General features: G+C 54.2%; 19 protein-coding genes and 3 rRNA genes. 12 read left to right on the forward strand and 10 right to left on the reverse strand.

Annotated elements, in window-relative coordinates; genetic code table 11:
* Positions 1-3 precede the first annotated feature (3 nt).
* The 6 genes from LL947_RS04920 (at position 4) to rlmM (ending at position 9152) form a co-directional block, all read left to right on the forward strand.
* Entirely contained in the window at positions 4-1671 is a 1668-nt protein-coding gene (locus LL947_RS04920; protein ID WP_290820786.1) for an AMP-binding protein, read from the forward strand.
* A 27-nt stretch (positions 1672-1698) separates the two neighbouring features.
* Entirely contained in the window at positions 1699-2466 is a 768-nt protein-coding gene (locus tag LL947_RS04925; protein WP_499834118.1) for an SDR family NAD(P)-dependent oxidoreductase, read from the forward strand.
* A 521-nt stretch (positions 2467-2987) separates the two neighbouring features.
* Positions 2988-4520, forward strand: a 16S ribosomal RNA gene (locus tag LL947_RS04930).
* A 290-nt stretch (positions 4521-4810) separates the two neighbouring features.
* Positions 4811-7699 (forward strand): 23S ribosomal RNA (locus tag LL947_RS04935).
* Between the two features lie 180 nt (positions 7700-7879).
* A 5S ribosomal RNA gene (rrf, locus tag LL947_RS04940) occupies positions 7880-7995 on the forward strand.
* Together the 16S, 23S and 5S rRNA genes form the textbook arrangement of a ribosomal RNA operon.
* A 92-nt stretch (positions 7996-8087) precedes the next feature.
* Entirely contained in the window at positions 8088-9152 is a 1065-nt protein-coding gene (rlmM, locus tag LL947_RS04945) for a 23S rRNA (cytidine(2498)-2'-O)-methyltransferase RlmM (protein ID WP_499834119.1), read from the forward strand.
* 1 nt (position 9153) lies between these two features.
* Here the strand turns inward: rlmM and LL947_RS04950 are convergent, their stop codons facing one another.
* Positions 9154-9441 carry an antibiotic biosynthesis monooxygenase family protein gene (locus LL947_RS04950; RefSeq protein ID WP_290823507.1) on the reverse strand — a complete coding sequence of 96 codons (288 nt, stop codon included), beginning with the start codon at positions 9439-9441 and terminating at the stop codon, positions 9154-9156.
* A 29-nt stretch (positions 9442-9470) separates the two neighbouring features.
* On the opposite strand from LL947_RS04950, the gene tusA reads away from it, so the two are divergent.
* On the forward strand, positions 9471-9716 hold the full coding sequence (tusA, locus tag LL947_RS04955) for a sulfurtransferase TusA (protein WP_290823509.1): 246 nt from the start codon (positions 9471-9473) through the stop codon (positions 9714-9716).
* 71 nt (positions 9717-9787) lie between these two features.
* Here tusA and LL947_RS04960 read toward each other — a convergent pair whose 3' ends face one another.
* The 3 genes from LL947_RS04960 to LL947_RS04970 all read right to left on the reverse strand — a co-directional run bounded on the left by LL947_RS04960 (position 9788) and on the right by LL947_RS04970 (position 13065).
* On the reverse strand, positions 9788-10486 hold the full coding sequence (locus LL947_RS04960) for a hypothetical protein (RefSeq protein WP_499834120.1): 699 nt from the start codon (positions 10484-10486) through the stop codon (positions 9788-9790).
* A 150-nt stretch (positions 10487-10636) separates the two neighbouring features.
* Complete coding sequence (locus LL947_RS04965) at positions 10637-11644, reverse strand: DUF3080 family protein (RefSeq protein WP_290823512.1); 1008 nt, start codon at positions 11642-11644, stop codon at positions 10637-10639.
* A gap of 5 nt (positions 11645-11649) precedes the next feature.
* Positions 11650-13065 carry an MATE family efflux transporter gene (locus LL947_RS04970; RefSeq protein WP_290823514.1) on the reverse strand — a complete coding sequence of 472 codons (1416 nt, stop codon included), beginning with the start codon at positions 13063-13065 and terminating at the stop codon, positions 11650-11652.
* 153 nt (positions 13066-13218) lie between these two features.
* Between LL947_RS04970 and LL947_RS04975 the strand changes: the two genes are divergently transcribed.
* A complete protein-coding gene (locus LL947_RS04975; protein WP_499834121.1) occupies positions 13219-13803 on the forward strand; it encodes an elongation factor P hydroxylase in 585 nt (194 codons plus the stop codon).
* On the opposite strand, the gene LL947_RS04980 is transcribed toward LL947_RS04975, so the two are convergent.
* Both LL947_RS04980 and LL947_RS04985 read right to left on the reverse strand, forming a co-directional pair.
* Positions 13773-14258, reverse strand: a complete 486-nt coding sequence (locus tag LL947_RS04980) for a hypothetical protein (RefSeq protein ID WP_290823518.1) — start codon at positions 14256-14258, stop codon at positions 13773-13775. The genes LL947_RS04975 and LL947_RS04980 overlap by 31 nt on opposite strands.
* Positions 14259-14274: 16 nt before the next feature.
* A complete protein-coding gene (locus tag LL947_RS04985) occupies positions 14275-15153 on the reverse strand; it encodes a TatD family hydrolase (RefSeq protein WP_499834122.1) in 879 nt (292 codons plus the stop codon).
* 161 nt (positions 15154-15314) lie between these two features.
* Here LL947_RS04985 and LL947_RS04990 point away from each other — a divergent pair, with 161 nt between their 5' ends.
* Positions 15315-17237 carry an ATP-binding cassette domain-containing protein gene (locus tag LL947_RS04990; protein ID WP_404416994.1) on the forward strand — a complete coding sequence of 641 codons (1923 nt, stop codon included), beginning with the start codon at positions 15315-15317 and terminating at the stop codon, positions 17235-17237.
* Between the two features lie 77 nt (positions 17238-17314).
* On the opposite strand, the gene LL947_RS04995 is transcribed toward LL947_RS04990, so the two are convergent.
* Positions 17315-17767, reverse strand: coding sequence for a universal stress protein (locus LL947_RS04995; RefSeq protein WP_290823524.1), 453 nt, complete (start codon positions 17765-17767; stop codon positions 17315-17317).
* A 167-nt stretch (positions 17768-17934) separates the two neighbouring features.
* Here LL947_RS04995 and LL947_RS05000 point away from each other — a divergent pair, with 167 nt between their 5' ends.
* The gene (locus LL947_RS05000) at positions 17935-18489 is read left to right on the forward strand and encodes a preprotein translocase subunit YajC (protein ID WP_290823525.1); all 555 of its coding nucleotides are present in this window, start codon (positions 17935-17937) and stop codon (positions 18487-18489) included.
* Here the strand turns inward: LL947_RS05000 and slyA are convergent.
* On the reverse strand, positions 18459-18920 hold the full coding sequence (gene slyA, locus LL947_RS05005; protein WP_290823527.1) for a transcriptional regulator SlyA: 462 nt from the start codon (positions 18918-18920) through the stop codon (positions 18459-18461). The genes LL947_RS05000 and slyA overlap by 31 nt on opposite strands.
* A 214-nt stretch (positions 18921-19134) precedes the next feature.
* Between slyA and fadB the strand changes: the two genes are divergently transcribed.
* Positions 19135-21294, forward strand: a complete 2160-nt coding sequence (gene fadB / locus LL947_RS05010; RefSeq protein ID WP_499834123.1) for a fatty acid oxidation complex subunit alpha FadB — start codon at positions 19135-19137, stop codon at positions 21292-21294.
* A gap of 27 nt (positions 21295-21321) precedes the next feature.
* Positions 21322-22500: an acetyl-CoA C-acyltransferase FadA gene (fadA, locus tag LL947_RS05015; RefSeq protein WP_499834124.1), complete on the forward strand. Its 1179-nt coding sequence runs from the start codon at positions 21322-21324 to the stop codon at positions 22498-22500.
* A gap of 105 nt (positions 22501-22605) precedes the next feature.
* On the opposite strand, the gene LL947_RS05020 is transcribed toward fadA, so the two are convergent.
* A complete protein-coding gene (locus tag LL947_RS05020) occupies positions 22606-23319 on the reverse strand; it encodes a Crp/Fnr family transcriptional regulator (protein WP_499834125.1) in 714 nt (237 codons plus the stop codon).
* Between the two features lie 162 nt (positions 23320-23481).
* Positions 23482-24204, reverse strand: coding sequence for a Crp/Fnr family transcriptional regulator (locus LL947_RS05025; RefSeq protein WP_499834126.1), 723 nt, complete (start codon positions 24202-24204; stop codon positions 23482-23484).
* Between the last annotated feature and the right edge of the window lie 100 nt (positions 24205-24304).

Here is a 24304-nt window from a genome sequence, read left to right on the forward strand (position 1 = left end):
ATTATGACTGCAACTTCATTGCCAGCTTATCAGGACTATCTTGATGAATTTTCTGTTGATGACGTCATCAACCGTCTCGACGACCATCAGGACGGATGCTTCAACGCCTATGAGTCTTGCTGCGGCCAACATGTACGAGCAGGGCGCGGGGATGTATTAGCCCTGGTGCAGGAAGATATTCAGGGCAATACGAATAGGTTGACGTATACGGAACTTGATCAGGCCAGCGCCCGGCTTGCTGGTTGGTTTCAGTCGCAAGGGCTGGGTGCAGGTGACCGGATTGCCTGCATGTTGCCACGTACACCGGAGCTTTTGATTGCAGTGGTGGCTACCTGGCGTGTCGGGGCGGTGTATCAGCCCTTGTTTACGGCGTTTGGCCCCGATGCGGTAGATTACCGCTTGGGTCGTGCAGACACCAAGCTGGTGATCACCGATCATGCCAATCGCTACAAGTTTGATGGTCTGACCCAGTGCCCACCGGTGCTGGCGCATGGAGGGGCGACTAGCGAGCACTCTGATGATCTTGACTGGCAAGACGCTCTGGGGCATGCCGCGATGACCGACAAACCGCCGCGTTTGGGGGCTGATCAGCCGTTTCTGCAAATGTTTACCTCTGGCACTGTCGGTAAGCCCAAAGGGGTGGCTGTACCCCTGGCGGGGATGACCGCCTTTGCGCTCTATATGGAGCTCGCGATTGATCTGCGCGAAGACGATCGCTTCTGGAATATGGCGGACCCCGGCTGGGCCTATGGCCTTTATTACGCAATTGCGGGGCCACTTCTGTTAGGTGTTACCACGCATTTCTGCGAAGCCGGCTTTAGTGCTGAAGGCGCGCTAGCCTTCATGAAACGTCACCGAATTACCAACTTTGCCGCAGCGCCAACAGCTTACCGTCTGATGAAAGCTTCCAGCCTGTTTGATGATGCGCATAACACCCTCGACCTGCGTGCGGCCAGTTCGGCAGGTGAGCCGCTGAACACAGAAGTCGTTACCTGGGTCGAGAAATCATTAGGTTGCCCGGTGATGGATCACTATGGTCAAACTGAAACAGGCATGACCTGTAACAACCATCATGCCCTTGACCACCCGAAGCATGTCGGTGCCATGGGCGTCCCTATGCCGGGTTATCGACTGGCGATTCTGGATGCGGAATACAAGGAGCTGCCGGCTGGCCAGCCTGGCGTGCTGGCGGTTGATATCAAGAATTCACCGGCGCATTTCTTCCAGGGCTACACCTGGCAGGAAAAACATCCGTTTGCTGAAGGCTATTACCTGACCGGTGATGTAGTCATTCGTAATGAAGATGGTACTTTCCAGTTTGCCGGGCGCGATGATGACATCATTACCACGGCGGGCTACCGGGTGGGGCCTACTGATGTTGAAAACAGTGTGATGACGCATCCCGCTGTTGCTGAATCGGCAGCGGTGGGCCAGCCAGATGATATTCGCGGTGAGGTGATCAAATCCTATATTGTGCTGCGTGATGGCTATGAAGCCAGTGATAACCTGGCGGAAGAAATTCGCCACCAGGTGCGTGAGCGTCTCTCTACCCATGCTTTCCCGCGCGTGATTGAATTTGTTGATGAGCTGCCCAAGACGCCCAGTGGTAAGATTCAGCGTTTTAAACTACGTGCCCAGGCGGCGCAGGAAGCGGCGTCAGATAGCCACTGATGCACTGGTTCAAACGAGGATATGTAAATGCAGCTGACTGATAACACCTTTTTGATTACCGGTGCAGCATCAGGGCTTGGCGCCGCGTCTGCCCGGCGGATTGTCAATGCGGGCGGACGGGTCATTTTATGCGACCTGCAGGAAAGTGTCGCGCATCAGGCAAAGGAATTGGGCGAGACCGCTACCTTTTGCCTGGGGGATATTACCTCCGATACTGATATGCAGCAGGTCATTGATACCTGTGTGGCGCACAGTCAAGGGCGCGGTCTGGCAGGTGTGGTGCACTGTGCAGGCATTGTCAGTGTTGGCAAGCTGGTGGATCGCGAAGGTCATCCAGCCAGCCTGGAAGCCTATAGTAAAACCATCAATATCAACCTGGTGGGCACGTTTAACATCATGCGATTGGCGGCGGCGGCGATGGCAGCCAATACGCCGGGCGAAGACGGTGAGCGGGGCGTTATTATCAATACAGCCTCTGTTGCAGCCTTTGACGGTCAGGTTGGTCAATGTGCCTATAGTGCTTCCAAGGCAGGTGTTGCAGGTATGAGTTTACCCGCTGCCCGGGAGCTCTCGCGTCACGGTATTCGCGTCATGGCCATTGCACCCGGTGTTTTTGAAACGCCCATGATGAGTGATATTCCTGACGATGCCGTTAAAGCACTTTCAGCTGCTGTGCCATTTCCCAAACGCCTGGGCAAGCCGGAGGAGTTTGCACTGATGGTCGAGCAAATCATTATGAACACCATGCTCAATGGCGAGGTGATCCGTCTTGATGGCGGTATTCGCATGCAATAGTCAGCAGGCCCTGGATTTACAGCGGACATTTGGGAGCTGCTTCTGGAGGCTGAGGAATGAGATATAGAGGCAGTCATTTTTCCATAAAGTCCTTGCATCCTGTGCAGCGAAGCCTTAGAGTACGCATCCGCTGCCGGGGACGCACACTGTCACCTGCGGTGGATGAAGGTAAAACCTTCGGTTTGTCAATAAGTTAGCGAGTGGTGGTAATAAAGCACGCTGGCGACGCCGCTGAAATCAGTCGTTGACAAACACACAGGAAGCCGTAGAATATGTCTTCCTCGCTGAGGCAAGCCAATCAGGTCATCGACTGGCAAGGCAGTATCGCCGCCTCGCGAACAGCTCTTTAACAATTTGATCAGGTAATTCATGTGGGTGCTTGCCGATGAGGGTGATAAATCACCAACTATCAAGGCAAGCGGTCATGACAATGTAAATTGAAATGAATTCGTTTGACCCTTGAGCCAAGTTTGATGCGCTTCTGTTGCCCCAGGGTGACAGGTAAGCATCACAATGATTTTAAACTGAAGAGTTTGATCATGGCTCAGATTGAACGCTGGCGGCAGGCCTAACACATGCAAGTCGAGCGGTAACAGATCCAGCTTGCTGGATGCTGACGAGCGGCGGACGGGTGAGTAACGCATAGGAATTTACCCGATAGTGGGGGATAACCTGGGGAAACTCAGGCTAATACCGCATACGTCCTACGGGAGAAAGGGGGCCTTGGCTCCCGCTATCGGATGAGCCTATGCCGGATTAGCTGGTTGGTGAGGTAATGGCTCACCAAGGCGACGATCCGTAGCTGGTCTGAGAGGATGATCAGCCACATCGGGACTGAGACACGGCCCGAACTCCTACGGGAGGCAGCAGTGGGGAATATTGGACAATGGGGGCAACCCTGATCCAGCCATGCCGCGTGTGTGAAGAAGGCCCTCGGGTTGTAAAGCACTTTCAGCGAGGAAGAACGCCTGGCGGTTAATACCCGCCAGGAAAGACATCACTCGCAGAAGAAGCACCGGCTAACTCCGTGCCAGCAGCCGCGGTAATACGGAGGGTGCAAGCGTTAATCGGAATTACTGGGCGTAAAGCGCGCGTAGGTGGCTTGATAAGCCGGTTGTGAAAGCCCCGGGCTCAACCTGGGAACGGCATCCGGAACTGTCAGGCTAGAGTGCAGGAGAGGAAGGTAGAATTCCCGGTGTAGCGGTGAAATGCGTAGAGATCGGGAGGAATACCAGTGGCGAAGGCGGCCTTCTGGACTGACACTGACACTGAGGTGCGAAAGCGTGGGTAGCAAACAGGATTAGATACCCTGGTAGTCCACGCCGTAAACGATGTCGACCAGCCGTTGGGTGCCTAGCGCACTTTGTGGCGAAGTTAACGCGATAAGTCGACCGCCTGGGGAGTACGGCCGCAAGGTTAAAACTCAAATGAATTGACGGGGGCCCGCACAAGCGGTGGAGCATGTGGTTTAATTCGATGCAACGCGAAGAACCTTACCTACTCTTGACATCCTGCGAACTTGGTAGAGATACCTTGGTGCCTTCGGGAGCGCAGAGACAGGTGCTGCATGGCTGTCGTCAGCTCGTGTTGTGAAATGTTGGGTTAAGTCCCGTAACGAGCGCAACCCTTGTCCTTATTTGCCAGCACGTAATGGTGGGAACTCTAAGGAGACTGCCGGTGACAAACCGGAGGAAGGTGGGGACGACGTCAAGTCATCATGGCCCTTACGAGTAGGGCTACACACGTGCTACAATGGCCGGTACAAAGGGTTGCGAACTCGCGAGAGTCAGCGAATCCCTTAAAGCCGGTCTCAGTCCGGATCGGAGTCTGCAACTCGACTCCGTGAAGTCGGAATCGCTAGTAATCGTGCATCAGAATGGCACGGTGAATACGTTCCCGGGCCTTGTACACACCGCCCGTCACACCATGGGAGTGGACTGCACCAGAAGTGGTTAGCCTAACGCAAGAGGGCGATCACCACGGTGTGGTTCATGACTGGGGTGAAGTCGTAACAAGGTAGCCGTAGGGGAACCTGCGGCTGGATCACCTCCTTAAACGATGCATCATCCTCGCGGTAAGCGCTCACAATGAATTACCTGATCAGATCGTCGCTGCCCTTGCGCAGTGATAAATGAACCAGCAAGGTTCCTTTATCACTGCGTCTAGCAGTCGCTCTTTAACAAGATATAGCAAAGCTGATAAACCTTTTGAAGGTCAGCGATTCACAACGCCCCGCGTGGTGAGTCCCTGCCCGACGAAGGTGTACGTAATAGTGTTATGTGATACGTCTCAAGCGTATCCGGCACTCGTTATCATTGTGCGACCAGACTCCTTCGGGTTATAGGGTCAAGCAATGAAGCGCACACGGTGGATGCCTAGGCAGCCAGAGGCGATGAAAGACGTGGAAGCCTGCGATAAGGCTCGGCGAGGTGGCAAACAACCTGTGACCCGGGCATTTCTGAATGGGGAAACCCACTCACCAACAGGTGAGTATCTTGCGCTGAACACATAGGCGCAAGAGGCGAACCAGGGGAACTGAAACATCTAAGTACCCTGAGGAAAAGAAATCAACCGAGATTCCCCCAGTAGCGGCGAGCGAACGGGGAGCAGCCCTTAAGCATGTGACTGATTAGACGAAGGCGCTGGGAAGCGCGGCCATAGCGGGTGATAGCCCCATAGTCGAAAATCTGATCATGTGAAATCGAGTAGGTCGGGGCACGAGAAACCTTGACTGAAGACGGGGGGACCATCCTCCAAGGCTAAATACTCCTGGCTGACCGATAGTGAACCAGTACCGTGAGGGAAAGGCGAAAAGAACCCCGGAGAGGGGAGTGAAATAGACCCTGAAACCGTGTGCGTACAAGCAGTCGGAGCGGACATGTTCCGTGACGGCGTACCTTTTGTATAATGGGTCAGCGACTTATATTCCGTGGCAAGGTTAACCGATTAGGGGAGCCGTAGCGAAAGCGAGTCTTAACTGGGCGAAGCAGTCGCGGGATATAGACCCGAAACCGAGCGATCTATCCATGAGCAGGGTGAAGATTGAGTAACATCAATTGGAGGCCCGAACCAGGATCTGTTGAAAAAGATTTGGATGACTTGTGGATCGGAGTGAAAGGCTAATCAAGCTCGGAGATAGCTGGTTCTCCTCGAAAGCTATTTAGGTAGCGCCTCAGGCAGCACCACCGGGGGTAGAGCACTGTTTCGGCTAGGGGGTCATCCCGACTTACCAACCCGAGGCAAACTCCGAATACCGGTGAGTGACGCGTGGGAGACACACAGCGGGTGCTAACGTCCGTTGTGAAAAGGGAAACAACCCAGACCGTCAGCTAAGGTCCCGAAATCCTGATTAAGTGGGAAACGATGTGGGAAGGCTCAGACAGCTAGGAGGTTGGCTTAGAAGCAGCCATCCTTTAAAGAAAGCGTAATAGCTCACTAGTCGAGTCGGCCTGCGCGGAAGATGTAACGGGGCTAAATCAGGTACCGAAGCTACGGGTTCACACTTAGGTGTGAGCGGTAGAGGAGCGTCGTGTACGCCAATGAAGGTGAGTTGAGAAGCTTGCTGGAGGTATCACGAGTGCGAATGCTGACATGAGTAACGATAAAGGGTGTGAAAAACACCCTCGCCGGAAGACCAAGGGTTTCTGTTCGACGCTAATCGGAGCAGAGTGAGTCGGCCCCTAAGGCGAGGCCGAAAGGCGTAGTCGATGGGAAACGGGTCAATATTCCCGTACCGGACATGATTGCGATGGGGGGACGGAGAAGGCTAGGTGAGCCAGGCGTTGGTTGTCCTGGTGAAAGCATGTAGGCCGAGCGCTCAGGTAAATCCGGGTGCTCAACGCCGAGATGCGAAACGAACTGACCACGGTCAGGAAGTCATCGATGCCACGCTTCCAGGAAAAGCCTCTAAGCTTCAGATCATGTGCGACCGTACCCCAAACCGACACAGGTGGTCAGGGTGAGAATCCCCAGGCGCTTGAGAGAACTCGGGTGAAGGAACTAGGCAAAATGGTGCCGTAACTTCGGGAGAAGGCACGCCGGCCTAGGGTGACAGGACTTGCTCCTCGAGCCCGAACCGGTCGAAGATACCAGGTGGCTGCAACTGTTTAGTAAAAACACAGCACTCTGCCAAGTCGCAAGACGACGTATAGGGTGTGACGCCTGCCCGGTGCCGGAAGGTTAAGTGATGGTGTTATCCTCGGAGAAGCTCCTGATCGAAGCCCCGGTAAACGGCGGCCGTAACTATAACGGTCCTAAGGTAGCGAAATTCCTTGTCGGGTAAGTTCCGACCTGCACGAATGGCGTAATGATGGCCACGCTGTCTCCACCCGAGACTCAGTGAAATTGAAATCGCCGTGAAGATGCGGTGTACCCGCGGCTAGACGGAAAGACCCCGTGAACCTTTACTATAGCTTCACACTGGACGCTGATGTTGCCTGTGTAGGATAGCTGGGAGGCTTGGAACCCCGGACGCCAGTTCGGGGGGAGCCAACCTTGAAATACCAGCCTGGCATCATGGGCGTTCTCACTCAGGTCCGTTATCCGGATCGAGGACAGTGTGTGGTGGGTAGTTTGACTGGGGCGGTCTCCTCCCAAAGCGTAACGGAGGAGCACGAAGGTACCCTCAGCACGGTCGGACATCGTGCAATGAGTGCAAGAGCATAAGGGTGCTTGACTGCGAGACAGACACGTCGAGCAGGTGCGAAAGCAGGTTCTAGTGATCCGGTGGTTCTGTATGGAAGGGCCATCGCTCAACGGATAAAAGGTACTCCGGGGATAACAGGCTGATACCGCCCAAGAGTTCACATCGACGGCGGTGTTTGGCACCTCGATGTCGGCTCATCACATCCTGGGGCTGAAGTCGGTCCCAAGGGTATGGCTGTTCGCCATTTAAAGTGGTACGCGAGCTGGGTTTAGAACGTCGTGAGACAGTTCGGTCCCTATCTGCCGTGGGCGTAGGATGTTTGAGAAGGGCTGCTCCTAGTACGAGAGGACCGGAGTGGACGCACCTCTGGTGTTCCGGTTGTCACGCCAGTGGCATTGCCGGGTAGCTAAGTGCGGACGGGATAACCGCTGAAAGCATCTAAGCGGGAAGCCCCCTTCAAGATGAGACATCCCTGAGGCCTAGAGCCTCCTGAAGGGCCCAGCGAGACCAGCTGGTTGATAGGCACGGTGTGGAAGCGCTGCAAGGCGTTGAGCTAACGTGTACTAATGGCCCGTGAGGCTTGACCCTATAACACCCAAGGGGTCTGGTCGCAGTGATAACGACGCGCGAAAGCGCAGAGCTTGCAACAGCAGAACTTGCAACAGCAAGAAAGCGAAACGCAAGAAAGCCGGATACGAAGAGACGATCACAGACATTACGCAGTGGCCCCAAACGCCGCTGAATCAGCCTGCTATATCACCTGTTACGCCTGACGACCATAGCGAGTGGGAACCACCTGATCCCTTGCCGAACTCAGCAGTGAAACCGCTTAGCGCCGATGGTAGTGTGGGGCCTCCCCATGCGAGAGTAGGTCATCGTCAGGCACTTATTAAGAGAAACCCCGGACAGGTACCTGTTCGGGGTTTTTTGTGTTTACCATTCACGACTCACAATTCACTTTTAAAAGGTGACACAAGTGCCCCAGATTTTTCCGGCAACCTGGCTGGTTTATTGTCGACCTGGTTTTGAAAGGGATGCATTGGCAGAGTTGCTGCATCATGCCCAACGACATGGCGTTTGCTGTGAAGGTGAGCGTGGCGAAGGCTGGGCCAGTGTCACCCGCCTGGATAATGAGCCTATCAATGAGCTTCATCGTCTTGTTCATTTTGACTTGCTGATTTTTGCTCGCCAGACGCTGATAGCATTGCCGCTGCTGAACGTTGGGCGAGAAGACCGTCTGACCTCCTTGGTGGCTCAGGTGATCGCCGCAGGTTGGAGCTTTGAAGACATCTGGCATGAAACGCCAGATACCAATGAAGGTAAAGCGCTTGGCCGTTTGATTAAGGCATTGTCGCGGCCGTTGGAAAGTCTACTGAAAAAAAGAGGTGCCTTGCGACGTAAGGCGGGCGGGAGAAGGCTACACCTGTTATGGGTCAGCGGCTCTTCACTTCAGGTGGGTCTTTCATTTCCGGGTAATCGCAGTGATCTGCCTAACGGGATTCGCAGGTTGCGTGTGCCTTCCCGGGCGCCAAGTCGTTCGACATTAAAACTGGAAGAGGCCTGGCATGAGTTCATTCCTCGATCGCAGTGGGAAGACCGCCTGGAAGGGCATCTGACGGCGGCGGACCTGGGAGCGGCACCGGGTGGTTGGACGTGGCAGTTAGTTCAAAAGGGTATGTATGTCTACGCGATTGATAACGGGCCAATGGCGGCTGACCTGATGGCATCAGGGCAGGTTGAGCACCTGAAAGAAGATGGGTTTACCTGGGAGCCACCTTATCGTCTGGACTGGCTGGTCTGCGATATTGTTGATAAACCATCAAGGGTCATCGCCATGATGGAGCGCTGGCTGGCCGGGCGCTGGTGTAGGGAAGCAGTGTTCAATTTGAAATTACCGATGAAAAAGCGCTGGGAAGAAGTTACCAAGTGCCTGTCAGATCTAGACAACATTTTGCAGGCAGCCGGCGTGAAATACACGTTGCGCTGCCGTCACCTCTACCATGACAGGGAAGAGGTGACGGTGCATATCCGCATGCAATAGATTAGAAGCTGGGTTCATAGATGCGAATGGTTTCTTCCTCGGTAAGTAGAGGCAGAATGCGTTGCATCGCGTTGGATCGGGCTTCACTGGTATACCATTCTTTCCAGGCGCGCAAATCACGCCATTTGGTTATCATCAGGCGTCTGTCAGTGTGACCCATTTCAACCAGTGTCTCTCCGCCGACAAAACCTCTGGCGCCCAGTGAAACACGCATTGCTTCTCGCGCTGCTTGTTCATAATCTTCTTCCAAACCAGGCATAATACGTCGTTCAATGATAATTTTGATCATACCTTACATTTCCTGAATCGAGAATCTGAATGAGTGAAACTTTACCTGACTTTGATGAACAATTGGACACCCGTGGGCTATTTTGTCCAGAGCCGATCATGATGCTTCATAATAAGGTGGCTGAGTTACAGCCAGGGCAGGTAGTACAAGTCATTGCGACAGATCCGGCTACCACGCGTGACGTACCCAAGTTCTGTCAGTTTCTGAGCCACGAATTAGTGACTCAAGAAGCCGTTGACGATGAGTTTTATTACTATATACGGGTTTGTGATTAATTTCAGAGCAGGGGAAACGTGTATGAGGGAAGCAGGTTTTAATTGCTTCCCTTTGCTGCAAAAAACGCATTTCAATGCGCAGGTGGCACTACCATAAGCGCAAGACTTTCCAACGTATCCGGGTCTTCTTCAAGGATCTGGTTGGCGATATGGCGCTGAAAAAAGTACACCTTGGGATGACGCGAACGCGTACTGTACAGACAGGTATCTTTCAGCAGTATGGGTATCATTGTGGCTTTACTCTCATCAGCCACCAGGGCATCAGTGCTGCCATCGCTGTATAGGTTCCAGCCGTAGACAAGCTTCATCTGCCAGGGTTGATGATGAGCCTCCATACACAGGGCATGGGTGCCTTGGTGGTCCGGGATCTGCTGGATAAGGGTAAGTTCCCGGGAAGCTTCGTAATCAAAATACTCAGCGGACGCAGAGAGTTCATGCCACTTGTGGTCGGGAGGGTCAGAGAATATTTCATCTGTTTCTGGATCACGATAACCAATAAAACAGCCCTGTTCCCTGTCATTGAGCAGGTGACAAGGGGTCAGTTTTTCCATCCACGGAATCAGCCCCACCACCTGGCCATCTTCTCGTAGCCCCCAGGCAAGCACAGGCATGCTGTAATAACTGTCAGGGTCGGCATCAAGCTGGTAGACCATTTCCAGCCCATCAAGCTCCGGCGAGAGGCGTACCAGGGATTTTTGCGCTTCATGCCGCTGACGTGCGGTTTCCAGGTCGATAACCTGGGCAGAACGGGGTGACAAGGTGGCGCCCATGGTGTCCCTCCTGGTGCTGCGTGGTTTCGACGATGGCAAAGCAGAAAGTCATGCCTGCCGTACACTTCACCAATAGCACAGCTCAGGCCGAAGGTTAAGCCTGTTGGATGATTTTTTATAGCCGAGTATTCGTTCAGCGCTTTCTTACAGTTAGCCTGAGCAAGCAGTGAACTGGCTTCGAATAGCCTGGTGACGGTTCAAGGCGCTATTAAAAACATGCCATGGCGCCTCATCGTTTGTTAGCGAAAGCCAATTCTGTTGATAGTCTTGCCATGCTTCAGGCGGCTCGATGGGATGGCTGTCGACGAGTTGATTGATGGCTTCTAGCCAGGTATCCGCAACATTTTCCAGCTGTTGCACGTACGCCATGTCCCAATCAGGAAGGCACTCGGCATCGGCCTGTTCGAGCATCAGGCTGGCTTCATCAAGCCGCTGTGAGGCGAGCAGTAAAGCGCGCAGTATCTCTGCGCTGAGTGGACGCCCATTTAACTCCTTAAGGTGGTTTTCCAAACGGCTTGAGTCCTGTTCCCACTGGCGATCAAACTGATGCATTGTCATGCGCTGCAAATAATCCAGTGCTTCCAGCTCTGCACTGATATCTTCCAGCGTTGTGCTCTCAAGAGGCTGGCTCGCCCGGGAAAAGCTTTTTTGCCATTCTGATGACTCGAAAATGGCATTCCAACTGACATAGGGAAGCTGTGCCGTCTTGTTCAGGGTCATGTCGCGTAAGCGTTCTTGATCCTCTTCGGAGAGTTGCTCGGGCGTATCAGTGTTCCAGCAGTTGCTTAACTGTTGCCAGAGCTCGCGTTCGTATAACCATTGCTGGCTGGGCGGCGCAACCTTGCCCAGTTGGTTGTTACGTGCAGCAATAAGCGAGGTAATCTGGCATCCACGCAGTGCATAGATATTGAGCATGCCTTCGCGCATTTCTTTGATTTCGAAAACCAGATCCTGCGTTTCAGGGAATGAGGGAATATTGTCAGGTTGCGTGTTTTCAATTGACGCACTATTGACCGCATCACCCAGTTGTTGGTGATACTGCTGCCAGTAATCATTGTCACCATTGCCACAACCTTGTAATACTATCAAAGGGAATGCCCATAATGCGGCATTCAAAACATGACGTAATCCGGGTACACACTCGGAAACAAACGACATCGCAGCTACTCCGGTTGGCTAATCACATATAATCGCCAGGCTAATAATAGTGCGGCGGTACTAAGGCCTGCAATCAAACCGATCCAATAACCGTGCACCCCAAGCGCGGCAATCTCGCCAAAACCTTGACGACCCAACCAGTGGCCGCCGCCCAGGCCAACACTCCAATAGGACACAACGGTAATCAGCATGACGACCCGGGTATCTTTATAGCCGCGAAGAGCCCCTGCCAGGTTTGCCTGTAATGAATCAGACACCTGAAAAAAGACAGCCAGGGCCAGCAGAGACGCAGCAAGTGCCTGGACGTCCGGGTCCGGCGTATAAAGGGAGATGACCCAGCGACCTGTCAGCCAGAGAAGAGTACTGTTGATCGCCGCTGTTAGCAGACTGATGGCAATGCCGTTCCAGGCAACCTGACGGGCACGTTCCGGGCGTTGTTGACCCAGGGTATTGCCCACCCTCACGGTGAGCGCCATGCTTAGTGACATGGGAAGCATGAACAGTATGGAAGTGAAGCTCAGGGCGATCTGGTGAGCGGCTACCGTGATTTCACCCAGGCTGGCAATCAGCAGGGCGATCAGGGTGAACAGGGTGACTTCAACAAAAATTGCTACCCCGATGGGAACACCAACCACCAGCAGTTCCCGTATGCCACGCCATTGGGGCAGGGCGATTTGTTGCCAAAGGGATACGTCACGGTAGGCTCGGCCTCGTTGGGTGTAGAGCATCATGGCCAGTGCCATTGTCCACATTGAGATGGCGGTGGCGATACCACAGCCCAGCGCGCCCAGTGCAGGTAGCTGCTGCAAGGATATGGGCACCCGAGTGCCGAACAGCTCGACCAGGCCGCCGCCACCGTAAATCAGTAGATAGTTAGCCGGTATATTGACAGCTAGCCCTATCAGGCTGATCCACAGGGCAGGGCGAGTATGATTCATGCCATCAGAAAATGCGCGTAATGCCTGAAACAGGGCAATACCGGGCATTCCGAAAGCCACCGCTGACAGATAGGCGACTGAACTGCGGGCAACATGCTCAGGCACAGCCATGAGCTGAAAGATGGGTGTCACCATGAACCACAACAAGCCCGCTGAAACTGCGCCCAACAGAAGGGCAATCCATAATGCCTGATGCACGGCAGGTCTAATGCCTGCATGTCGTTTACCGCCCAGCATATGAGCGACAATCGGTGTTAACCCCATCAAGGTGCCGGTCATGAACAGCATCAATGGCATCCACAGGCTTGAACCGACGGAGACGGCAGCCAATGCCGTCGGACTTTGGCGTCCGGTCATCATAACGTCGACCACGCTCATGCCGGCCTGTGCCAGTTGAGCACCGCAAATCGGTAGTGCCAAGCGCACCAGCAATCGGGTCTCCGGCCAATAAAGGGTTCTGACTTGTTTGCTCAGGCTTTCCAAGGTGGACTTCCATGATGGAGGATGTTTTTGTTTAAAAGCATGATTCTAGCAGCTATTGCTGTCATCTGATCACACCACATGACGACCCATGGGGTCGGGCTTTATAATCATTATGTGCCATTTTTGGTTATCAATATTCAATCGGACAAAACCATGCATGACGAAACCCGCTGGACGCTTGACGATGTTATTACCCTGTTTGATGGTGTGTTTGCCGAGCGATATCGCACACGGCTGACGCCAGGGGGCGATGAACCTTTATATCAGCCGGCCAGCGGCGATGCTGACTACCATCAGGTGATTTTCGCCCATGGTTTCTATGCCAGCGCATTGCATGAAATCAGCCACTGGTGCATCGCCGGAGAGCGGCGAAGACAACTTGAGGATTACGGCTACTGGTACCTGCCCGATGGCCGTGATGCCCAGCAGCAAAATGCCTTCGAGGCTGCCGAGCTTGCTCCACAGGCACTTGAATCACTGTTCTGTGAGGCCAGCGAGCGCCCCTTTCATGTCAGCGTGGACAATCTTGGGGGCGAGGTAGATGTAGATCGCAAGAATTTTACTGACAAGGTGTTATCACGGGCGCAGCGCTATCGGGATGAAGGCTTGCCACGTCGTGCGGCGGCCTTTCAAGTGACCTTGCAGGATTATTATCAGAAGAAAACTACGCTGGATCAGGCATGCAGGGCCGGGCAGGCGTTGCTGGATCAATCAGTGTCATCACCGGTCAGTCGTTGATGTAATGCCAGCATGGCGCTGACTTCATCTTCAGGGCGCATGGGTTCAAGTCCCAGCTGATCAAATACTTGGCGTCGTTGATGCTGCCATTCTGCGCCATGCAGGTTCGGGTAGAGGCTTTCTGCAGGGGCAAGTTCAACGAAAGGATCAATGCCATAGGTGTCGAACAGGCGCGCCAGGGCGAGCTCATCTTCGCCGCTGCCACTGGTATAAAGCGTTTCGTTGAAATAGTCGGTTTCCAGCTCACGAATAACATCCAGCGGGCTGACGCCAAAGCTCTCCAGTTCCTCTGCGCTATATTCGTTGGTGACATGGTCGGATTCTGCAATCCAGCTGTCGTCTGGCTGGATCAGGGTGTGCTTGATACGCCCATCCGGCAGGGACCAGGCAACCGAAAGTGGCAAACCTTCCTCGTCGCCTGTTTCAATCGCAATAAAGCCGGGTAATTCACTCATCAGGGTTCCTTTCAGGTTAGGGGTGCTTTGCAGCGGCTGACTGTTTGACAAGCGAGGGCAATCGGAAAAAGCGCTGCGCTGTCGCGCTGCTGGCGGTCGCAAGACTGGCCTCACTGACACCATGCCAATGGGCAATTTCACGCACTATCCACGGCAGCAGTGCAGGTTCATGGCGGCGCCCCTTCAACTTGGCCGGTAAATTTCGCGGTAAAAGATAAGGGCAGTCGGTTTCTACCATAAGCCGATCAAGAGGAATATCCTTGATCAGTGGCTGCAGGTGTTGACCGCGTCGCTCGTCGCAAATCCAGCCGGTTAGCCCTATGTGCAAGTCTAGGTCCAGATAGCCGTATAGGGTATCTTTATCGGCAGTAAAGCAATGAACAACGGCATCGCTGATATCTCCGCGCCAGTGCTGCAGCATATCGCGCATGCGCGGGCCTGCATCGCGCTCATGCAAGAAAAGGGGCAAGCCACTGCTGGCGGCAAGGGTCAGCTGAGCTTCGAAGGCATGCTCCTGCTGCTGTGGAGTTGAGAAGTTGCGGTTGAAATCAAGCCCGCATTCGCCTACCGCCACAACGCCTGGGTGTTGGTGCAGTTCAGCGATCTGCCTGCCAAGGTCATCTGTCCACTGGCTGGCGTCGTGGGGATGTATGCCCGCAGTCGCAAAGATACCCGTGTATTGCTCGCTGAGATGAACCGCCTGGCGGGCATGAAGAAGATCCGTGCCGGTCACTATCAGGGTAGTTACATTGGCAGCCTGTGCCCGCTCAATAACCTCTGGAAGGTCACGCTGAAAGCTTTCATGGGTCAGGTTCGCGCCAATGTCCACCAGCGGCGCAGGTGATTGAAAGCGCAAAGTGTCGGGAAGTGGCGCATTGTCACGCAAAGTCGTCACGCAAGGCTCCTTGAGGCACATAGGCACAGCAAATTCTAAACAGGCATTCTACCTTGCCAGGGAAGCGGCCACGAGTCGTCTGTAAGGTAAACATTATCCAGCCTGCTTGGGTTACACTATAGAGATTATTTTATGCGTTTCATGATGATGGAGAACACTGAGTGACCTTGTTACGACTCGAACAGCTGCAACTCGCTTACGGCACCCAAGTATTGCTTGACCACGCTGACCTGACGGTCGAAAAGGGCGAACGGCTGGCGCTGGTCGGGCGCAACGGCACCGGTAAATCAACGTTGTTAAAGCTGGTGGCGGGCGACATCAAACCCGATGATGGCACCATCTGGCGCGCGCCTGGGCTGAAAATTGGTGTTCTGTCTCAGGAGTTGCCGGAGTCTTCCGGTATGACCATCTTTGATATGGTCGCCCAGGGGCTGCCTGAAGCCGGCGACTTGCTTTCCGAGTATCACCATCTGATCAACGACCCTGACCCTGACATGAACCGCATGGCGGTGTTGCAAACCCGGATCGAGGCGATTGATGGCTGGTCGTTTCATCAGCGTATTGATGTGGTGCTTACTCGTCTTGGGTTGCCCCCTGAAGCAGAAATGAGTGCACTTTCTGGCGGTTGGCGGCGGCGCGTTGCACTGGCACGGGCCCTGGTGGCCGAGCCTGACCTGCTGTTGCTGGACGAGCCTACCAACCATCTGGATCTCGACACCATTGCCTGGCTGGAAGAGCAGCTGCTGGCATTTAATGGCGCTGTGCTGCTGATTACCCACGACCGTGCCTTCCTGTCCAAGCTGGCTACCCATATTCTTGAACTGGATCGTGGCAAGCTGGGCCGCTACCCCGGAAAATACGCTGAGTATCAGGAGCGCAAACAGCACGAACTGGAAGTCGAAGCACGCGAACATGCGCTTTTTGATAAAAAGCTTGCCCAGGAGGAAGCCTGGATTCGTCAAGGTGTCAAGGCACGTCGAACCCGCAATGAAGGTCGTGTGCGCGAGCTGGAACAGATGCGCCTGGAGCGTAGCCAGCGTCGTGAGCGACAGGGCACAGCCAACCTGTCGGTGGATAGCGGCGAGCGCACCGGTAAGCGGGTCGTCAAGCTGAAAGGCGTGACGCAGCGTTTTGGTGATGAGGTCATCCTGCGCGATGTCAATCTGGAGGTCATGCGCGGTGACCGGATTGGTTTTCTGGGCCGTAACGGCGCCGGTAAGACAACCTTGCTGAAAGTCCTGCTGGGCGAGCTGACCCCCACAGAAGGCAGCGTACAGCTGGGGACCAACCTGCAGGTAGCTTATTTTGACCAGTTACGTGCCGGGTTGGAGCTGGACAAAACCGTTTATGATAATGTGGCTCAAGGTAGCGACCGCGTCAGCGTAGGGGGCAAGGATCGCCATGTCATGAGTTATCTGCAGGACTTCCTGTTTACGCCTGACCGAGTGCGTCAGCCCGTCAAGGCGCTATCCGGGGGTGAATCCAATCGTCTTCTGTTGGCCAAGCTGTTTACCCAGCCTGCCAATGTTCTGGTGCTTGATGAGCCGACCAACGACCTGGATATGGAAACCCTGGAGCTGCTTGAAGAGCTGCTACTGGATTTCGACGGTACCCTGTTACTGGTTTCTCACGATCGTACCTTCATGGATAATGTGGTCACCAGTATGTTGGCGTTTGAAGGCCAGGGCTGCGTGCGTGAGTATGTGGGTGGTTACAGCGACTGGATTCGTCAGGGGGGAAAACTGCCTCCGGCGCCCTGGGACGGTGCGGCTCGTCAACACACTGAGCCAACCAGCGCGCCAGTAAAGAAAGCCCCGGAAAAATCAACTGTTGAGCCTGCGCGTAAAGCCGTCAAGCTTTCCTATAAGTTACAGCGTGAACTGGATGGATTGCCCGCCGATATCGAGCGTCTTGAAGGAGAAGTGGAAGCCCTGGAGCAGGAAGTGGGGGATCCAGCGTTTTACCAGCAGGAGGCCAGTGTTGTTACCGCCAGGCTCAACGCGTTGGAAAACGTTCAACAGTCGCTTGAAACTGCCATGGAGCGCTGGATGGAGCTGGAAGCCATGGCGGCTGGCGATCAGTAACTAGTCAGCTCAGTAAGAACACCAAGGCACCTTCGTGGGTGCCTTGTCAGACTCGCCAGAATACGTTGAGAATGGGGTCACTCGGCGCTTTCTTCGCCTTTCTGGCCGACGCGAACAGCGAGCACATCGCATTGAGCGCCGTGCAGAACCCCGGTTGATGTAGAGCCAAGCAGCAGCGCGAAGCCATGACGACCATGGGAACCAACAACAATCAGATCCACGTCGTTTTCCTGTGCAAAACGATGAATTTCTGTATCTGGCATGCCCACCAGCACGTGTTGGTCTTCACTGGGAACATGCGTCTCGGCGATTTCTGCCAGACGCTTTTTGGCGTGGTCATCCAACTGGTCCTGAATGCTGGTGAGATCCATCGGAATATCACCACCATAGGCAAACCCCAGGGGTTCCAGAGTATGCATGATGGAGATCTTGGCGCCATTGTTACGCTCGGCAATCGCTACGGCGCGTTCAAGGACCTTATGGGAATCCTTGGTCAAATCAACCGCGACCAGAATATGATGATAGCTCATGAGTGCTCCTCAAATGTAGACAGTCAGTTGAGAAAAATAATGTGTGTACTCCCTACTTTAGGCGGCTATTTGTTAAGTAACAACGACCTGAATCATTATTTTGATGATCGGTCGGGTTGGTGGGCAAGTTACCCATGCCCTCATCCTTATACCCAGAGAGGCAAGTAATGGAATGGTTCCTGATCGTGATCGTAGTGATGTTTGTTATGGCACCGGTGATGTGGTTGAAGCCCAGCCCGCGTCAGCAGCGGCAGGCGTCGCTGCGCAGCAGTGTGCGCAAGCAAGGCGTTGAGGTGAAAATGGCGGTGCCGCCACTGCACTACGTCAAGCAGGTAATGCCGGGCTACCAATGGCGTTACCCACAACAAGCTCCCGGTCCTGACTTTCTGCTTGTTCGCGATAGCGATGCCAGTGACTCCCTGACGCCGTATCATGCAGGATGGCGTTGGCGAATAGCGCCGTTGCGCGCCTGGCCGGAACCGGCAGATAGCGTCCTCAAGGCCTTGCTTGAACGCTTGCCTCAGGATGCTCTGGTTCTGGAGTCCAGCGAATCATCACTGACTCTCTGGTGGTGGGAGTCGCAGAATGCCGAGCGCTTCTCGAGCTATATCGAAGACTTTGTCACACTACGTGATTGCCTGAAAGGTCACGCCGATCGTCCGAAAAAACAGCCCACTGCGGCTGTCCTGAATCAGGATACAGATGACGTTTCTGCTTCCTGATCCCGGGCCTGAATCGCCAGACCGTTGCTCTCGATATGCGCAAGCCAGTCCTCAAGTTGCTGTATTTGCTGGTCACTTAATCCTGCAAGCATTTCCTGACGCGCTTTTGATGCGATCGCATCTATCTCTTCAAGCAGGGGTAATGCTTCATCGGTCAGATAGATACGTTTGGCCCGCCGGTCATTGCCACAGGCCCGGCGTGTGATCAGTCCCTGGGATTCCAGCTGACTCAGAGTGCGTACCAGCGAGGGTGCTTCAACGCCGATATTGCGGGCAAGCTCACATTGAGTTTGTCCATTACCCATGCGCCATAGATGGTACAGGGTGACCCAGCGGGTCTGGGTAAGGCCCAGTGGCGCCAGGCGGCGATCAATGATCGAGCGCCACAAATGTGGGAGCCGGGCAATGCGAAAGCCAATAGTAGACGGCATAAATCAACCTGCAGAAGGTGGCTATGGTTAATACCCATGTTCACTAACAAGTGTCGATAGGCAATGAGTTGAATGCAAGTCCTGGTTTCAAGCGTCAACAGACCCTAAACAGACATCATTCAAGGCTTGACGTCTGAAATAATCTCGACCAAGCTAAGGCAATCAAACGGTCGTATGAATTTATTTCTGACACCAGTTCAACGGAGTAAGGCGGATGATCTATCAAGGTAATGCCATTTCGATGGTGCGCAGCGATGATGATATCGCAACCCTCACTTTTGACCTGCAGGGTGAATCTGTCAACACGCTTTCCAGTGCTGTTGTCAAGGAGCTGGGTGAGGCGGTTCAGGCCCTGAGTGCCGAGCATCGGCTGAATGGCCTGATTATCGCCAGCGGGAAAGAGGTATTTATTGTCGGTGCGGATATTACCGAGTTTCATCAGCTTTTTGATAAAGGCCAGGAATACCTGGTCGAGATGAACCTCAAGGTACATGAGATTTTTAATGCCATCGAAGATCTGCCTTTTCCGACGGTGACGGCCATCAATGGATTAGCCTTGGGGGGTGGCTGTGAAGTACTGCTGACCACCGATTTTCGCGTGATGAGCGAAAAAGCCAAGATCGGTCTGCCGGAGACCAAGCTGGGGATTATTCCCGGCTGGGGTGGCTGTGTGCGCCTGCCTCGTCTGATCGGTGCCGATAATGCCATTGAATGGATCGCCGGAGGAACGGAAAACCGGGCTGATGCCGCCTTGAAAGTCGGTGCCGTTGATGCGGTAGTGCCAGAGGATGATCTGCTGGCTGCAGCTGCGGATATTCTGCACCGCGCCAATGCCGGTGAACTGGATATAGAAGAGCGTCGTAGTGAAAAAAAATCAGCGCTGAAGCTCAACGCCATTGAACAGATGATGGTGTTTGAAACGGCCAAGGGTTATGTAGCAGGTAAGGCAGGGCCGCATTATCCGGCGCCGATTGAAGCCATCAAGGTGATCCAGAAAGGTGCCGGAGAAGCGCGGGAACGAGCTCAACACATTGAAGCCAACACCTTTGCGCGCATGGCCCTGACGGATGTGGCCTTTAATCTTGTTGGTCTGTTCATGAATGACCAGTTGGTCAAGAAGAAAGGCAGCGGCTACGAAAAGCAGTCTCAACCGGTTAAACAGACGGCCGTGCTGGGCGCCGGCATCATGGGGGGCGGTATTGCCTATCAAAGTGCTTCCAAGGGCACTCCCATCCTGATGAAGGATATCAAGGACGATGCCATTGAGCTGGGCCTGAAGGAAGCGCGCAAGCTGTTTGCCAAGCAGGTCGACCGCAACAAACTCAGCGTTGAGCAGATGGCCACCCGGCTTTCCAATATTCGCCCCACGCTGTCCTATGGTGATTTTGGCAACGTTGATCTGGTGGTCGAAGCCGTGGTTGAAAACCCCAAGGTGAAAGACGCTGTGCTGACCGAGGTAGAAGACAAGGTCAGCGACAGCACCATCCTGACCTCCAACACGTCAACGATCTCGATTAACCGCCTGGCGAAAAACCTTAAGCGCCCGGAAAATTTCTGCGGCATGCACTTTTTTAACCCGGTACACCGCATGCCGCTGGTGGAAGTCATCCGCGGTGAAAAGACCTCGGACGCCGCCGTTGCCGCGACCGTTGCCTATGCTCGTGCCATGGGCAAGACGCCGATTGTGGTCAACGATTGCCCAGGTTTTCTGGTCAACCGGGTGCTGTTCCCCTACTTTGGCGGCTTCAGCTTCCTGATGGAGCAGGGCGCTGATTTCAAACGAGTCGATAAGGTCATGGAAAAATTCGGCTGGCCGATGGGGCCTGCCTACCTGTTGGATGTGGTCGGGCTGGATACCGCCGTACATGCCAATGAAGTGATGGCCGAGGGGTTCCCGGATCGAATGGCGCGTGAGACGAAAACGGCCATTCAGGTGATGTTTGAAAATGACCGCCTGGGGCAGAAAAACGCCAAGGGTTTTTACGCTTATGAAGAAGACAAGAAAGGTAAACCCGTCAAGGTAAGCGATGAGCAGGCGCATTCGCTGGTAAGCAGCGTGGTCCAGGAAGCCAAGGAGTTTTCTGATGACGATATTATCGCCCGCATGATGGTGCCGCTATGCCTTGAAACGGTGCGCTGTCTGGAAGATGGCATTGTTGATTCTGCCGCAGAGGCGGATATGGCCCTGATCTATGGGATTGGTTTCCCGCCTTTCCGTGGGGGCGCGCTGCGCTATATCGATGCCATGGGTGTCGCCGAGTTTGTTGCCCAGGCGGATGCGTTGGCTGAAGAACTGGGCGCACTCTATGCCCCGACCCCGAAACTACGTGAAATGGCGCGTGATCATTCACGTTTTTATCCTGCTAGCGCCTGATCAACCACCGCACAAAGGAGACTGAAAATGAGTTTGAACCCGAGAGATATCGTGGTGGTTGATGCAACCCGTACCGCCATGGCCAAAGCCAAACAGGGTGCCTTCCGCCATGTCCGCGCTGAAAACCTGTCAGCCGCTGTTATGCAATCACTGTTTGACCGTAACCCCAACCTTGATCCGTCGGAAGTGGATGATGTGATCTGGGGGTGTGTCAACCAGACCCTGGAACAGGCCATGAACATCGCCCGCAACGCAGCGATCATGACCGGCATTCCCCGCTCTGTGCCTGCGCAGACGGTCAATCGGCTGTGTGGCTCCTCCATGAGCGCCCTGCATATTGCAGCGGCGAACATCAAGGCAGGCATGGGAGATTTCTTTATTATCGGCGGCGTTGAGCACATGGAACATGTGCCCATGACCCACGGCGTGGATGTTAACCCGGCCGCCAGCAAGCATGCGGCCAAAGCCGCCATGATGATGGGCCTGACGGCAGAACTGCTGGGCAAGATGCACGGCATCAGTCGCGAAGATCAGGACAAGTTTGGCGTGCGTTCCCATCAGCGCGCTCAGGCGGCGATGGAAAACGGCTACTTTGCTAACGAAATTGTCGGTGTGGAAGGGCATGATGCCAAGGGCTTCAAGGTGCTGGTGAAAAACGACGAAGTGATTCGCCCGGAAAGCACCCTGGAATCCATGGCGGCTCTGAAACCGGTGTTTGATCCGCGCAGCGGCACCGTCACCGCTGGCACCTCCTCGGCCCTTTCGGTCGGAGCCTCTGCCATGGCGGTAATGAGCAACGAGCGTGCCCAGGCGTTGGGCCTGACACCCATGGCCAGGGTGCTGTCAACCGGTGTAGCTGGTTGCGATGCGTCTATCATGGGCTATGGCCCGGTGCCTGCTTCCAAAAAGGCGCTGAAAGCGGCTGGGCTCAAAGCCGACGATATCGACAGCGTTGAGCTTAATGAAGCCTTCGCTGCGCAAGGCCTACCCGTATTGAAAGATCTTGGCTTCCTCGATGCCATGGATGAAAAGGTCAACCTGCACGGTGGCGCGATTGCCCTGGGGCACCCCTTGGGCTGTTCGGGCTCGCGTATCTGCACCACCTTGCTGAACGTGATGAATCAGCAGGACACGTCACTCGGCCTGGCCACCATGTGTATTGGTATGGGGCAGGGCGTCGCCACGGTGTTTGAACGCCTGAAATAAACGCGCCAGAGCGTTATGCTGGTGCTTTGAATGCAACTTCTGTAAGGCGGTATCTTGATAGGAGATGCCGCCTTGTTTGCGTCTGAAAGATGAAGTACCTGCTAATCAGGCTGTCTGCTCAAGCATATGCACGTAAATATGGCAATCGACGGCATAGCAAAGGCAAGCCGCTGCTTCAAGACCTGAGCGGTCCTGTATGGTGATTCTGCCCCGCTGATAGTCAATCAATCCGCAATTCTGAAGCGCTTTGGCAGCATGGGTAACGCCAGCACGCCGCACTCCCAGCATGCCGGAAAGAAACTCATGGGTGAGGTGCATTTGATTGCCACGGGTTCTGTCATGAGTCATCAGCAGCCAGCGCGCCAGACGCGCCTGTAATTCATGGAAGTGAGCACAGGCCGCTGATTGGGCAAGCTGGTTCATCAAGACGTCAAGATAACGTTTCATCAGTTGCTCAATCACCGGGCTTTTTGCCAAGTGTGCCTGAAAGCGTGCCGATGACATGCAAAGCGCCTGCCCGGCTCCTTGAACCAGCATCTGTAGCGAGCTTGTGTGAGAGCCGAGTATCAAGGAGACGCCCACCATGCCTTCATTACCGGCCATGGAAACTTCCAGGCGGTTACCGCCTTCCAGCGTGGCAATCAGGGAAATAAGGCAGTCAATGGGGAAAAAAGCATACGCGACTTTTTCACCTGGTTCCGTCAGTATTTCGCCAAAAGTCATCTCGACTATTTCGCAGTCAGCAAGAAAGGCGTTTTTTTCTTTATCGGGCAAGCTATCGAGTAGTTGATTGGAATTGAAAAGATAAGGGGTACCCATGTGCTTACTCCTGATGGGAACAATTGGCCATCGGCACATGGAAAACATCATGAAACCCCGATGTCAGCGATGAATAGAAAAAGAAACAATAACTATCAACGACATCAAAGAGGTTACCACTATATTTTTACTCCGTCGGTACGCTGGAATACATCTAGAACGTTATGTTGGGCGGCGATAACTCAACAGCCGTTCATATTCTTTTCTGACAACTGCATAGCACTCGCACACACGTGCCTCCAGGCCTGGCCTATCGAGAATGGTAATGCGTCCGCGATGATAGGAAATCAGCCCGGCTTTTTGCAGCTTGCCCGCTGATTCGGTGACCCCCTCACGGCGAACCCCCAGCATGTTGGCGATCAGCTCTTGAGTCATCAGCAGCTCGTTGGTTGGCAAGCGGTCAAGGCTTAATAGCAGCCAGCGGCACAGCTGCTGATCAAGGCTATGGTGGCGATTGCACACGGCTGTCTGTGCCATCTGGGTGAGCAGGGCCTGGGTATAACGTAGCAACAAGCCCTGCAAAGCTCCCGCCCGGTAGAACTCGTCTTTTAAAAGATGACCCTTCAGCCGATAAGCAGTGCCCGCACTTTGCACGATGGCTCGGCTGGGAGTGGTTTCGCCGCCCATAAACAGCGAAATACCGACAATTCCCTCGGCGCCGACGACGGCAATCTCGGTCGAATCACCATCTTCCATAACGCATAGCAAGGATACAATAGAATCTGTCGGGAAATAGACATGCTGCATCGGTTGACCGGACTCGACCAGCGAAGCGCCCAGTACCAGATCGACCTTTTCCAGGTCAGGTGCCAAGCGCTGGTACTCATCCAGCGGTAACGCCGCTAATAGGTCATTCTGGCGAGGGTCATCATGTAGCAGGATCATGCGTAGAGCCTCTATGTCAAATGATTAGGCGGTGAGCAGAAGTCATCTATAATCAATGTTACAGAAATTGAAAAGATTATTATGTACGCTAGCGTACATA

This window comes from Halomonas sp. BLK-85 (genome assembly GCF_044792155.1).
Classification (GTDB): Bacteria; Pseudomonadota; Gammaproteobacteria; order Pseudomonadales; family Halomonadaceae; genus Vreelandella.

Bases quoted from the DNA above. Each gene is read 5' to 3' on its own strand.
- LL947_RS04995 (WP_290823524.1), bottom strand. From the start codon at position 17,767: ATGAGCTATCATCATATTCTGGTCGCGGTTGATTTGACCAAGGATTCC.
- LL947_RS05020 (WP_499834125.1), bottom strand. From the start codon at position 23,319: ATGGGTACCCCTTATCTTTTCAATTCCAATCAACTACTCGATAGCTTG.
- tusA (WP_290823509.1), top strand. From the start codon at position 9,471: ATGAGTGAAACTTTACCTGACTTTGATGAACAATTGGACACCCGTGGG.
- fadB (WP_499834123.1), top strand. From the start codon at position 19,135: ATGATCTATCAAGGTAATGCCATTTCGATGGTGCGCAGCGATGATGAT.
- LL947_RS04925 (WP_499834118.1), top strand. From the start codon at position 1,699: ATGCAGCTGACTGATAACACCTTTTTGATTACCGGTGCAGCATCAGGG.
- LL947_RS04975 (WP_499834121.1), top strand. From the start codon at position 13,219: ATGCATGACGAAACCCGCTGGACGCTTGACGATGTTATTACCCTGTTT.
- slyA (WP_290823527.1), bottom strand. From the start codon at position 18,920: ATGCCGTCTACTATTGGCTTTCGCATTGCCCGGCTCCCACATTTGTGG.
- LL947_RS04980 (WP_290823518.1), bottom strand. From the start codon at position 14,258: ATGAGTGAATTACCCGGCTTTATTGCGATTGAAACAGGCGACGAGGAA.
- LL947_RS05025 (WP_499834126.1), bottom strand. From the start codon at position 24,204: ATGATCCTGCTACATGATGACCCTCGCCAGAATGACCTATTAGCGGCG.
- LL947_RS04950 (WP_290823507.1), bottom strand. From the start codon at position 9,441: ATGATCAAAATTATCATTGAACGACGTATTATGCCTGGTTTGGAAGAA.
- LL947_RS04965 (WP_290823512.1), bottom strand. From the start codon at position 11,644: ATGTCGTTTGTTTCCGAGTGTGTACCCGGATTACGTCATGTTTTGAAT.
- LL947_RS05000 (WP_290823525.1), top strand. From the start codon at position 17,935: ATGGAATGGTTCCTGATCGTGATCGTAGTGATGTTTGTTATGGCACCG.
- fadA (WP_499834124.1), top strand. From the start codon at position 21,322: ATGAGTTTGAACCCGAGAGATATCGTGGTGGTTGATGCAACCCGTACC.
- LL947_RS04960 (WP_499834120.1), bottom strand. From the start codon at position 10,486: ATGGGCGCCACCTTGTCACCCCGTTCTGCCCAGGTTATCGACCTGGAA.
- LL947_RS04920 (WP_290820786.1), top strand. From the start codon at position 4: ATGACTGCAACTTCATTGCCAGCTTATCAGGACTATCTTGATGAATTT.